11 protein-coding genes are annotated in these 12,450 nt (G+C 59.7%); 5 read left to right on the plus strand and 6 right to left on the minus strand.

Annotated elements, in window-relative coordinates:
• Positions 1 to 4: 4 nt before the first annotated feature.
• Complete coding sequence (nhaB, locus tag KGA82_RS17810; protein WP_008029909.1) at positions 5 to 1,507, plus strand: sodium/proton antiporter NhaB; 1,503 nt, start codon at positions 5 to 7, stop codon at positions 1,505 to 1,507.
• A gap of 97 nt (positions 1,508 to 1,604) precedes the next feature.
• On the opposite strand, the gene KGA82_RS17815 is transcribed toward nhaB, so the two are convergent.
• Genes KGA82_RS17815 through gnd form a run of 3 tightly spaced genes read right to left on the minus strand, consistent with a single transcriptional unit; the run spans position 1,605 to position 4,926 of the window.
• Positions 1,605 to 2,429, minus strand: a complete 825-nt coding sequence (locus KGA82_RS17815) for an HAD family hydrolase (protein WP_223451642.1) — start codon at positions 2,427 to 2,429, stop codon at positions 1,605 to 1,607.
• Positions 2,426 to 3,949 (minus strand): glucose-6-phosphate dehydrogenase, encoded by a 1,524-nt coding sequence (zwf, locus tag KGA82_RS17820; RefSeq protein WP_008029913.1) that lies wholly within the window; start codon positions 3,947 to 3,949, stop codon positions 2,426 to 2,428. The genes KGA82_RS17815 and zwf overlap by 4 nt, the downstream gene beginning before the upstream one ends.
• A complete protein-coding gene (gene gnd, locus KGA82_RS17825) occupies positions 3,946 to 4,926 on the minus strand; it encodes a phosphogluconate dehydrogenase (NAD(+)-dependent, decarboxylating) (protein WP_223414242.1) in 981 nt (326 codons plus the stop codon). Before gnd ends, zwf begins: the two co-directional genes overlap by 4 nt.
• A 272-nt stretch (positions 4,927 to 5,198) precedes the next feature.
• Here gnd and KGA82_RS17830 point away from each other — a divergent pair, with 272 nt between their 5' ends.
• The 4 genes from KGA82_RS17830 to KGA82_RS17845 all read left to right on the plus strand — a co-directional run bounded on the left by KGA82_RS17830 (position 5,199) and on the right by KGA82_RS17845 (position 10,060).
• A complete protein-coding gene (locus KGA82_RS17830) occupies positions 5,199 to 5,381 on the plus strand; it encodes a DUF6026 family protein (protein WP_008029917.1) in 183 nt (60 codons plus the stop codon).
• 200 nt (positions 5,382 to 5,581) lie between these two features.
• Entirely contained in the window at positions 5,582 to 7,324 is a 1,743-nt protein-coding gene (locus tag KGA82_RS17835) for a phosphoethanolamine transferase CptA (protein WP_207284383.1), read from the plus strand.
• Positions 7,325 to 7,526: 202 nt separating this feature from the next.
• Positions 7,527 to 9,761: a TonB-dependent siderophore receptor gene (locus KGA82_RS17840; protein ID WP_223451644.1), complete on the plus strand. Its 2,235-nt coding sequence runs from the start codon at positions 7,527 to 7,529 to the stop codon at positions 9,759 to 9,761.
• A 98-nt stretch (positions 9,762 to 9,859) separates the two neighbouring features.
• On the plus strand, positions 9,860 to 10,060 hold the full coding sequence (locus tag KGA82_RS17845; RefSeq protein ID WP_192227098.1) for a hypothetical protein: 201 nt from the start codon (positions 9,860 to 9,862) through the stop codon (positions 10,058 to 10,060).
• Between the two features lie 81 nt (positions 10,061 to 10,141).
• Here the strand turns inward: KGA82_RS17845 and KGA82_RS17850 are convergent, their stop codons facing one another.
• From KGA82_RS17850 to zapE, 3 genes are all read right to left on the minus strand, one after another.
• Positions 10,142 to 10,633: a GNAT family N-acetyltransferase gene (locus tag KGA82_RS17850; protein WP_223451646.1), complete on the minus strand. Its 492-nt coding sequence runs from the start codon at positions 10,631 to 10,633 to the stop codon at positions 10,142 to 10,144.
• A 92-nt stretch (positions 10,634 to 10,725) separates the two neighbouring features.
• Positions 10,726 to 11,313, minus strand: a complete 588-nt coding sequence (locus tag KGA82_RS17855; protein ID WP_192227096.1) for a DinB family protein — start codon at positions 11,311 to 11,313, stop codon at positions 10,726 to 10,728.
• Between the two features lie 18 nt (positions 11,314 to 11,331).
• Entirely contained in the window at positions 11,332 to 12,450 is a 1,119-nt protein-coding gene (zapE, locus tag KGA82_RS17860) for a cell division protein ZapE (protein WP_008040240.1), read from the minus strand.

The raw sequence follows: 12,450 nt of genomic DNA on the forward strand, positions 1-12,450 counted from the left end.
GCCGATGTCCGGCTCAATGGCCCAGGCGTTCGCGCATAATTTTCTCGGGCACTCACCTCGCTGGTACAAGGCCAGTATTGTCGGTTTCCTGATTCTCAATGCCCTGGTGCTATGGACCGTAGGTCCGGTAGCGGCCGGTTGGCTGCTGGTGCTGGAATTCATCTTCACCCTGGCCATGGCGCTCAAGTGCTATCCGCTGATGCCGGGCGGCTTGCTGCTGGTCGAAGCGCTGTTGCTGAAGATGACCACGCCTCAGGCGCTGTATGACGAACTGCTGCACAACTTCCCGGTGATTCTGCTGCTGATGTTCATGGTGGCCGGCATCTACTTCATGAAAGACCTGCTGCTGTTTCTGTTTTCGCGCCTGCTGCTCGGCGTTCGCTCCAAAGCCATGCTGGCGTTGATGTTCTGCTTTCTTTCGGCGTTCCTCTCGGCTTTTCTCGATGCCTTGACCGTGACCGCTGTGATCATCAGTGCCGCCGTGGGGTTTTACTCGGTGTATCACCGTGTCGCTTCGGGTAACGATCCGCGCCAGGACAGCGAATTCAACGATGACCAGCATCTGCCAACGCTGCATCACGGGGACCTCGAACAGTTCCGCGCCTTCCTGCGCAGCTTGCTGATGCACGGCGCCGTGGGCACTGCACTGGGTGGCGTTTGCACGCTGGTCGGCGAGCCGCAGAACCTGCTGATCGGCCACGAAATGGGTTGGCACTTCTCTGAGTTCTTCCTGAAAGTCGCCCCGGTTTCCATGCCGGTGCTGGTGGCGGGCCTGGTGACCTGCGTGCTGCTGGAGAAACTGCGCTGGTTCGGTTACGGCACGCTCCTGCCAGACAACGTGCGCGCGGTGCTGGCCAATTACGCCGCCGAAGACAACGCCCAACGCACCTCACACCAACGCGCTGCGCTGATCGTTCAGGGGCTGGCGGCGCTGATACTGATTGCCGCCCTGGCGTTCCATATTGCCGAAGTCGGCTTGATCGGCTTGATGGTGATCGTGCTGATTACCGCATTCACGGGCATCACTGACGAGCACCGCATCGGCAACGCCTTCAAGGACGCCATGCCGTTCACGGCGCTGTTGGTGGTGTTTTTCGCGGTAGTGGCGGTGATTCACGACCAGCAGTTGTTCACGCCGCTGATCCAGTGGGTGCTGGCGCTGCCGGCGAATCAGCAACCGGGCATGCTGTTTATTGCCAACGGTTTGCTCTCGGCGATCAGCGACAATGTGTTCGTCGCGACCATTTACATCACCGAAGTGAAACAGGCGTTCATCTCCGGACACATGAGCCGTGAGCATTTCGAGACACTGGCGATTGCGATCAACACCGGCACCAACCTGCCGAGCGTGGCGACGCCGAATGGCCAGGCAGCGTTTCTGTTTCTGCTGACGTCGGCGATTGCCCCGCTGATTCGCCTGTCGTATGGGCGGATGGTGTGGATGGCGTTACCGTATACGGTGGTGATGGGTGTGCTGGGGTGGTATGCGGTGAGTTTCTGGCTTTGAGTCGGCAGGTTTGACGCCTTCGCGGGCAAGCCACGCTCCTACAGATTCACCGCTAACTTGTAGGAGCGAGGCTTGCCCGCGAAGAACGATAACGCGGTTAACCTGCGTTGATGATGTACCGCTCGATCGCCTGCGCCGCGCCGTCTTCGGTATTGGCCCCGGTCACTACGTCGGCCTGACGCTTCACCGCCTCCTCCGCCTGACCCATGGCAATCGACAATCCGGCGCGATGAAACATCGCCGGGTCATTGCCGCCATCGCCCATGGCGGCGGTCTGCCCGAGCGACACGCCGAGAAACTCCGCCAGTGTCGCCAGTGCGTCCCCCTTGTTTGCCTGCATCGCGGTCACGTCGAGGTACACCGGCTGCGAGCGTGACACCTGCGCCTGGCCCTCGACCCTGGGCAGCAACTGCGCCTCAAGCTCAATCAACAACTGCGTGTTGTTGCTCGCCGCGACGATCTTGTCGATGTATTCCAGATAGGGCTCGAAACTCTCCACCACCACGGGCGGATACCCCAGGCCGTGCTGTTCCCGTGGCACCATGGGGCCATTCGAGTCTTTCACCAGCCAGTCGCCGCCGCTGAACACCCACACCTCGATGTCCGGCAGATCGGCAAACTGCGTCAACGTGGTCAGCGCGGCCGTTGCCGGCAAATAATGCGCGACCAGCAAACTGCCGTCGGGGTTTACGATGGTGCCGCCATTGAACGCCGCCGTCGGCAGATCGACGCCCAAGGCTTCGATCTGCTGCAGCATGGCTTTCGGCGGCCGGCCGGTGGCCAGGCTGAACAGCACGCCCGACTCACGCAACGAACGGACCGCGTCGATGGTGCGCTGACTGAGGCTGTGATCGGGCAGTAACAATGTGCCGTCCATGTCACTGAGCAAAAAGCGGATGGGTTGTTGCGTTTCGTCACTCATCCGAGGCTATGCCAGACGCGACCATCGCGAGTCAGCAGGTCTTCTGCCGCCGCCGGCCCGTCTTCGCCCGCCGCGTAAGTCTGCACGCTCGCATCCTGCTGCCAGGCATCGAGGAACGGTTGCACGGCACGCCAGCCGTTCTCGATGTTGTCGGCGCGCTGGAACAGCGTCTGATCGCCGGTCAGGCAATCGTAGATCAGGGTTTCGTAGCCGGTGGACGGCTGCATTTCGAAGAAATCCTTGTAGGCAAAACCCAGTTCGATATTGGCCATTTTCAACGCGGGGCCGGGGCGCTTGGCCAACAGGTCGAACCACATGCCTTCGTTGGGTTGAATCTGAATCCGCAGATAAGTCGGTTGCAGCTCATCGACCTCGGTATCGCGGAACTGCGCGTAAGGCGCCGGTTTGAAGCAGATGACAATCTCGGTGTCGCGCACGCTCATGCGCTTGCCAGTGCGCAGGTAGAACGGCACGCCGACCCAGCGCCAGTTGTCGATCATGACTTTGAGCGCGACATAGGTTTCCGTCGTGCTGTCAGGCGCTACGTTGTTTTCCTGGCGATAACCCGCCAACGGCTTGCCGTCGATTTCGCCGGCGGCGTATTGGCCGCGCACCGAATTGGCCCGTGCCTCTTCGGTGGACCAGGGACGGATCGCCCCCACTACTTTGGCCTTCTCGCCGCGAACCGCATCGGCGCCAAAGGCAGCCGGCGGTTCCATGGCCACCATCGCCAATAGCTGGAACAGGTGATTGGGCACCATGTCCCGCAGGGCGCCGGTGTGTTCATAAAAACTGCCACGGGTTTCCACGCCGACGGTTTCCGCGGCGGTGATCTGTACGTGGTCGATGTAATGGTTGTTCCAGAACGCTTCGAACAGGCTGTTGGAGAACCGGCTGATCAGAATGTTCTGCACGGTTTCCTTGCCCAGATAGTGATCGATCCGGTAGATCTGGTTTTCCGTCATGACCTTGAGCAAGCACGCGTTCAAGGCTTCGGCGGTGTGCAGGTCAGAGCCGAACGGCTTTTCGATGACTACCCTTCTGAACGCTTCCGGCGTCTCTTGCAGCAGTCCGGCAGCGCCGAGACGACGCACCACTTCACTGAAGAAACGAGGCGCGGTGGCCAGGTAGAACACCGCGTTGCCGGTGCCGCTGGCGGCGATTTTCGCCGCCAGCGCCTGATACGTGCTGTCGTCCAGGAAGTCGCCCTGGACGTAGCTGATGCCTTTGGCCAGTTTGGCCCACAACGCCGGGTCAAGGGCTTGATCGCCCTTGCCGACCTTGCTTGCCACTTCGGCCCGAATGAAGTCTTCGAGCTTCTGGGCAAACGCTTCGTCGGTGATGGCGTTGTGGTCGACGCCGATGATCCGCAGTCCATCGCCAAGCAGACCGTCGCGACTCAGGTTGTACAGCGCCGGCATCAGCAAGCGCTTGACCAGGTCACCGTGGGCACCGAACAGGAACAGCGTGGTCGGTGGTGCGGGTTCTGCCTTGGATTTATTGCGGATCAAACGGGTCATTTCTTCGCAGTCTCCACGTGGCCGCCGAAGCCGAAGCGCTGGGCCGAGAGAATCTTGTCGCCAAAGGTGCCTTGGCCACGCGAGCGATAGCGGGCGAACAGCGAGTTCGACAGCACCGGCACCGGTACCGCTTGTTCCATGGCCGCTTCAATGGTCCATTGACCTTCCCCGCTGTCCGCTACGGAACCGGAGAAATTATCGAGCTGCGGATCGGCAGCCAGGGCATCGGCGGTCAGGTCGAGCAGCCACGACGAGACCACGCTGCCACGACGCCAGACTTCGGCGATGTCGCCGACGTTCAGATTGAAGCGCTGGTCTTCCGGCAGGTTGGTGCTGGCCTTGGTCTTGAGGATGTCGAAGCCTTCGGCGAAGGCCTGCATCATTCCGTACTCGATGCCGTTGTGGATCATCTTCACGAAATGGCCGGAACCTGCGGGACCGGCATGGATGTAACCGCGTTCGGCGCGATCGTCGTCCGACTTGCGGTCCTTGGTGCGCGGGATGTCACCCATGCCAGGCGCCAGGCTGTCGAACAGTGGATCGAGGCGTTTAACCACTTCGGCTTCGCCACCGATCATCATGCAGTAACCGCGCTCCAGGCCCCAGACGCCGCCGGAGGTACCGACATCGATGTAGTGCAGGCCTTTTTCCGAGAGGGTTTTTGCCCGGCGAATGTCGTCCTTATAGAAGGTGTTGCCGCCGTCGATGATGGTGTCGCCGGCTTCAAGCAAGGTGCTCAGGGTGTCGATGGTGTCTTCGGTCGGTGCGCCTGCCGGCAGCATGATCCAGACCGCTCGTGGTTTGGCCAGGCCGGCGACCAGGGCCGGCAGGTCGATGACGCCCTTGGCGCCTTCGGCGGCCAGGGTGTCGACGAAGGCGGTATTGCGGTCGTAAACAACGGTGGTGTGCCCGTTGAGCATCAGGCGCCGCGCAATATTGCCGCCCATGCGGCCCAGTCCAATAATCCCGAGTTGCATGTGCTGATGCTCCCTACTACAAATAAATGTGTGTCAAAGGTTATAGCCCAACGCGACTAATGAGGGTTAGTCCAGAGCGTTGGCATGAAGTTTCCGGGCATTGTGCCCGATCCTGATTGATAACGTCGGGAATCGTGCCGAAGACACAACGACCACGAAAAATAAAAAAGTTCCCTTCCGGGACAAAAGAAATCAAAATCAGCGCCGATAGTAAATCAGCACCGATGTCGGGGCGGATTTACAGTTGAGGCAAGCCATTTGCGAGGTGAGCAATGGGCACAGTACAAGCAGCACGGCCAGCACAAACCCTTTACGTCACGATCCGTCGTGATGAATTGCGCCAGTTGAAAGACGAACGCGACCAGCTCAAACAGGAAGTCGAGCAATTGCGCCTGCTGACGCAAGGTATCCAGGCTCAGCCGATGCCTGTCACTTTGCGCGCTCCCCACGCCTGATCCCCTCGCCTGAATCGGAAGCAGCCAATCGCTGTTTCCGATACGCCATCACGATTTACCCGCGCCCAGCAGCTCACAAAACTTTCACACGCCCTTGTTGATACTCCGGTCCTTTATGGCCGCCCGGTATCTGCGCGGCGCCTGTTCGTCGGCGACCTTTCCGTCCCGGCGGTGGAAGTGATTTCTGGCTGGAGCACGCAATGGCTTTGTATGAACGCAGCAATTCGACTGCGGACAAGTTTGATTGGGCAGGGTTTCTCTGGCTGTTTCTGTTCTTCTGGTATTTCTCCGGCATTACCCAACTGCTGATCCAATTGACGGGCACCTCCGGGTTCAGCGGTTTCCGCCAGGCCTTCACCATGAGCGCCATCTGGCTGGCGCCGATGCTGCTGTTTCCCCGCAAGACGCGTGTATTGGCGGCGCTGATCGGCGTGGTGCTGTGGGCCTGCTCCATGGCCAGTCTCGGTTACTTCTTCATCTATCAGCAGGAATTTTCCCAGAGCGTCATCTTCATCATGTTCGAGTCGAACATCTCTGAAGCCGGCGAGTACATGACCCAGTATTTTGCCTGGTGGATGGTGGCGGCATTTGTCGCCCACACGCTGTTCGCCTATTTCCTGTGGACCCGCTTGCGCCCGGTGTACATGCCCCGTGGTCGCGCATTGGTCGCCGCGACCGCCATTCTGGTGGCCGTGGTGGGTTATCCGCTGGCAAAGCAGACCGTTCACACCGGCAGTTTCGCCAGTGGTTTCGAGAAGTTCGAAACCCGTATCGAACCGGCAGTGCCGTGGCAGATGGCCGTGGCCTATCACCGCTACCTCGACACCCTGGCCGACATGCAGGGCATGCTCGACAGCGCGAGCAAGATTCCACCGCTGCACAATTTCAAGGATTCGATGGCCAATCAGCCTGCCACCCTGGTGCTGGTGATCGGCGAATCCACCAACCGTCAGCGCATGAGTCTCTACGGCTACCCGCGTGAAACCACGCCGGAACTGGACAAGCTCAAGGACCAACTGGCGGTCTTCAATAACGTCATCACCCCGCGCCCTTACACCATCGAGGCATTGCAGCAGGTCCTGACGTTCGCCGACGAAGAAAACCCGGAGCTGTACCTGTCGACGCCGTCGCTGGTCAGCATGATGAAACAGGCGGGCTACAAGACCTTCTGGATCACCAACCAGCAAACCATGACCAAGCGCAACACCATGCTCACGACCTTCTCCGAGCAGGCCGACGAGCAGGTGTACCTGAACAACAACCGCAACCAGAACGCCGCCCAGTACGATGGCGACGTGATCGAGCCGTTCAACAAGGCCCTGGCCGACGCGGCGCCACGCAAGTTGATCGTTGTGCATTTGCTCGGCACACACATGAGCTATCAGTACCGCTACCCATCGACCTTCGACAAGTTCAAGGACCGCAACGGCGTTCCGGCTGGCGTGCGTGACGATCAGTTGCCGACCTACAACAGCTATGACAACGCGGTGCTGTACAACGATTTCGTGGTTTCGAGCCTGATCAAGGATTACGCCAAGACCGATCCTAACGGCTTCCTGCTGTACCTCTCCGACCACGGCGAAGACGTTTTCGACTCTGCCGGTCACAACACGCTGGGTCGCAATGAGGCCAAGCCGACGGCACCGATGTACACCATTCCATTCATGGCCTGGGCTTCGCCGAAATGGCGTGAAAGCCATGACTGGAGCTTTGCCGGTGATCTGGGGCGGCCGTACAGCAGCTCGCACCTGATCCATACCTGGGCCGATCTGGCGGGGCTGAGCTTCGATGAACTGGATCGCAGCAAGAGCGTGGTCAGCGACAGTTTCAAGCCGCGCCCACTGCTGATCGGCAATCCTTATGAGCGCGAGCAGAAAGCGCTGATCGACTTCAGCCTGATCAAACCCAAGGTGAAGCCGACCCCGGCAGTCGCTCAGCAGTAACCCTGTAGGAGCGATGCTTGCTCGCGAAGAGGCTGGCCCAGTCAGCATAGATGTTGAATCTGCCGACGTCTTCGCGAGCAAGCTTCGCTCCTACAACTGCACTGCAAGATAATAATAATTCTCGTTTATAACTAAATACCCCCGCCCTCCTTCGTCTTTGAACAAACGGAATTTTTTCATTGACGACAAGGAGTCGGCCGCGATGTTCGCGCCTATCACCCGTTCCATAACCTTTACCCTTGGGTTTTGCAGTGCCGTACTAAGCCCGGACCTGCTGGCTGAAACCGACCCGGACAAACAACCCTCCGCCCTGGTACTCGGTGCCACCAGCATCACGGCCCAAGGCTTGGGCAGCACCACCGAAAACACCGGGTCGTACACCACCGGCGCCATGAGCACCGCCACCCGCCTGAACCTGTCGATCAAGGAGACGCCACAATCGGTGTCCGTGATCACGCGCCAGCAAATGGACGACTTCAAACTCGACACGCTCTCCGACGCCATGCGCCAGACCACGGGCGTGGTGGTTCAGCACAACGACTCGGACCGGGTCGTCTATTCCTCCCGCGGCTACACGATCAACAATTTCCAGATCGACGGGATGCTCAACACCTTCAACTACATGAAGTCCGATTCCGACACCATCATCTATGACCGTATCGAAGTCGTGCGCGGTGCAACCGGCCTGACCACGGGCGCAGGCGACCCTTCGGCCACCATCAACATGGTGCGCAAGCGTCCGACGTCGCAGTGGGAAGCCAAAACCGGTGTCAGCGGCGGCAGTTATGACGATTACTACAGTTACGTCGATGTCGGCGGGCCGCTGGCGTTCGACGGACGCTTGCGCGGGCGCAGCGTGCTGGCCTACCGCGACAGTCATTCGGTACGCGACAAGTATCAGCTGCAAAGGGAAGTCGGCTACGGGATTCTCGAAGCCGACCTGACCGACGATACGCTGCTCGCCGTGGGTTATGACTATCAGGACAAACAGGTGCAGGGCACCTCCTGGGGGACCGTGCCCTACTGGAACGCAGACGGCAGCAAAGCCAGCCTCGGCCGCTCCACCAACATGGCCACCCCCTGGAGTTCCTGGCCGCTGAAAGACAAGACCGCGTTCGCCACGCTGGATCAGCAACTGGGGATGGGCTGGCACCTCAAGGCGGCTTACACCCATCGCGAAAGCGACACCGACGGCAAGATTTACTACGGCGGTGGCGGCTTCCCCGCGGCGGATCGCAGCGGCATGATCGCCAACGTCAGCCACATGATCGGCACGCAAAAAATGAAGGCTTACGACTTCAACTTGTCCGGACCCTATTCATTGTTCGGGCGTGAGCACGAAATGATGCTCGGGTATGGCGAAGCCGAACGCAGCGACGAAAGCCCACACACCGTCGATGGCGCCCGCGCGAAGGACTACGAAAACGTACCCGACTGGAAGTACATGGGCGGCATCCCCAAATTCCCCGACACCGTCACCAGCTTGCGTGGCTCCAGCGACAACACCCGCCAAAAGGCCGGTTACCTGGCCACTCGCCTGACGTTGACCGACGATCTGCACGCCGTCCTCGGCAGCCGCTATGGCAGCTGGAAAGCGTCGAAAACGGCTAACAGTTACACCGACAATCTGCAGTTGAGCGAGTCTGAAGTTACCCGCCAGCAACACAACGACCTATGGACGCCATACGCCGGACTGCTGTACGACCTGACACCCGAATACACGGCTTACATCAGCTACACCGATATATTCAAGCCACAAACCAACCGCGACAGTAGCCGCAAGTACCTCGAACCGGTGGTGGGCAGCAACTATGAACTTGGCCTCAAGGGCAGCCTGCTGGAAGAGCGACTGAACCTCGCCACCGCCGTGTTCTGGAGCAAACAGGACAATGTCGCCGAACGCGACGATTCGGTGCCGCCGGACCCGGTTACCGGCGAGGAGTTCTACACCTCCAGCGGTAAGGGCAACAAGGTACAGGGGTTCGAAGCCGAGCTCTCCGGCGAGGTCATGCCGCACTGGAACATGACCGCCGGTTACACCTACACCCACTCGGTCAATGGCGAGGAAAAACGCACCAATACCAGTCAGCCGCTGAACCTGCTTCGGGTGTCGACTTCGTATCGCTTGCCTGGCGACTGGCAGGCCCTGACCGTGGGCGGTGCAGTGAACTGGCAAAGTGACGTTTACCGCGCCGCCAATCGCCCGGTCGGACGCAACGCCGCTGGCAATGTGATAACTGAACGCACAAACATCCGGCAAGGCGCCTACACCGTGGTCAACCTGATGTCACGTTACGAGTTCGACCCGCACCTGTCCGCCTCGCTCAACGTCGAGAACCTGTTCGACAAGAAGTATTACGACAACGTCGGTTTCTATAACGGTGTGTATTGGGGTGATCCGCGTACGGTGACACTGAGCCTGGACTGGAAACTCTAGGCGCAGTTAATTCCCAATCGACGAAATCGGCAGATAATGTTCTCGCGACATTGCTTCATGGATGAAAAGCACCCGATATCCGTTTTGGGAGGCGAACCATGAAATGTACACCCTTGATCGTTGCCGGCCTGATGACGTTCGTTTCGGTCAGCGCATTTGCCGAAGGTGGCGCAGAACGCATGCGCTATTACTACGAAAGCCTTCGGCTCAGCCAACAGGAGAATCAAAGCCAGCAAACCGCTGAGGTCCGGGTTCCGGACGATCAAACGGCGCAAGTGACTGAGCATTACAAACGCTAGATGTAGGAGCCAGGCTTGCCGGCGAAGGCGATTTCAAATACGCCTTCGCCGGCAAGCCTGGCTCCTACGAAGAGCGCGATGCTACAACGCCTTGGTCCAGAACAGCATCCGGCCGTGCTCCGGATCGAACATGCCGGCGCTGAAGCCGAATTTAGCGTAGGACGACTGCGCCACGGCATTGCCTTCCAGCACCTCCAGCGTGATTTTGCAGCAACCGCGCTGACGGGCGATTTCCTCGACCTTTTGCAGCATCTTCTGGCTCAGGCCCAATCCGCGAAACTGTTTCACCACCACCACGTCATGCACGTTGACCAATGGCCGACAGGCAAACGTCGAAAAACCTTCAAAGCAATTGACCAGCCCTGCCGGTTCGCCCCCGACGAACGCCAGCACGCTGTACGCATGGGGACGTTTGGCGAGTTCCCTCGGAAGGTGCTCCAGCACCTCGGCCGGCAAAGAATGACCGATACCCATCGGGTCCTCGGCGTAATGATTCAACACCTGACCTATCGCCTCGGCGTGCACCGGATTGGTGTAACTGGCCTGAAGCACTAGAATTTCTGCGGATTCCATTTCCACCTCGATTACACATGAATTGCCCCGGCGCGCAGATCGCGCCGCAGGGCACAGCGACCCTATCGCGAGTCCCGTTCATCGCGCAATCTTTAAACAGAGGTGCCCCAGATCAATGCTTCGGTCCACCCCAGTTCGGCGAAATCCGCCGCCCTCAGGCCCGACTCCCCGGCGCAGAAAAACTCGTCCAGTTGTGGTGGCGCAACCGACGTGCCGCTGAGCATGGCGTGTACCTGCCCGCGATGATGGATCTGATGCTCGAGCAGATGAGACAGCAGGCGCAAACGGCTGTCGTATTGCGGCGTGTCTCGGGCGATTGTCACGATCTTGCCCAGGTCGGCGTCGCGCATCTGCTCGCAGTAGGCGATCAAGCGGCGGTCAACCTGGGCCTGTTCGCGCTGCAGGTCTGCGGCAGCGGTGAACGGCTCGTCTTTGTTGAAGAACACCGTGCATTCAGGATGCGGAACATCGCCACGCAACTCCCGTTCCAGCGCATCCATGTAAAACCAGTCGCAGGTCAGGATGTGGTTGAGGGTCGCACGCAGGCTGGGGAAGAAACTGACGCGCGGCGCCGCCAGCTCCTCTGCGCTCAACTGGCTCCAGGCCTTGGCCAGTCGATGATTGGCCCAGGCGTTCTGATAAGCCATGGTCAGCAAATGGTGGGACAAGGGCTGGTTCATGTTCGCGGCTCCTTGGGTTCAAGCGTCGGCGAAACGTTGCAGCTGCATTTCCTGTAGGCGACTGAGTGTGCGGCGGAACGGGAATTCCAGATAGCCTTCGGTGTAGAGCGATTCCATCGGCACCTGGGCTTCGAGGTACAACGGCACTTTGCGGTCATAGCATTCGTCCACCAACGCGATGAAGCGCCGCACACCGTCGTCGTGCACCGACAATTGCGGCAACTCGCGATCACCCGCCACCACCCGCTCGACTCCGTCTTCGGTGCCACGGGCGATGCGGCCGGCGCGTTTTTGCGCGCTGAGGTTGGGCACGTCACTCAACAGAATAGCCCTGAAGGTGTCGCACAGGGCCATGAAATCCATGGCGGCAAAGGGTTGTTCACAGAGGTCGGCGTATCGGCTCCAGAGTACGGTTTCACTGGCCTGCACCACATTCAGCGAGCGGTAACCGACCTTGATCGGTTCACTGGAGACTGACTGCCCGGCGGTCAGCGCCTTGAACACATCCTCCAACGCGCCGGGTTGCCCGGGCGCGGCGACCCAATAGCGTTGCAAACCAGCGCCGGGATGCAGGCGATGATCTTCGCCGCCATCCACCGCGATCACCTGCATGTGCTGCTTGATCGCCTCGATCGCGGGCACGAAGCGGTCGCGGTTGAAGCCATCGGCGTACAGCATGTCCGGCGGCTGATTGGACGTGCAGACCACCACCACGCCCTCCTCGAACATCACCTGAAACAAGCGCCCGAGAATGATTGCGTCGCCAATGTCGTTGACGAACAGCTCATCGAAACACAACACGCGAACTTCTTCGCTCAGCTCGCGAGCCAGGGCTTTGAGTGGATCGGCGGTGCCGGTCAGCTGAAACGAGCGTTGATGCACCCACCCCATAAAATGGTGAAAGTGCTGGCGCCGGGCCGGGACCTGCAGGCTTTGGTAAAACTGATCCATCAGCCAGGTCTTGCCACGCCCGACGGGGCCCCACAGGTACACGCCCGTGACCGGCGTCTGACCTTCATGCAACGCTTCATGGCATTTTTGCAGCGCCCAGACGGCATGTTCCTGGGCTTCGTCCTGGACGAAGCCCTTCTGTTCGATGGCGTGTTGCCAGGCGCTTAACGGGGAGTCGGCATTCAT

It is taken from the genome of Pseudomonas sp. BF-RE-22 (genome assembly GCF_019956155.1).
GTDB classification, from domain to species: domain Bacteria; phylum Pseudomonadota; class Gammaproteobacteria; order Pseudomonadales; family Pseudomonadaceae; genus Aquipseudomonas; species Aquipseudomonas migulae.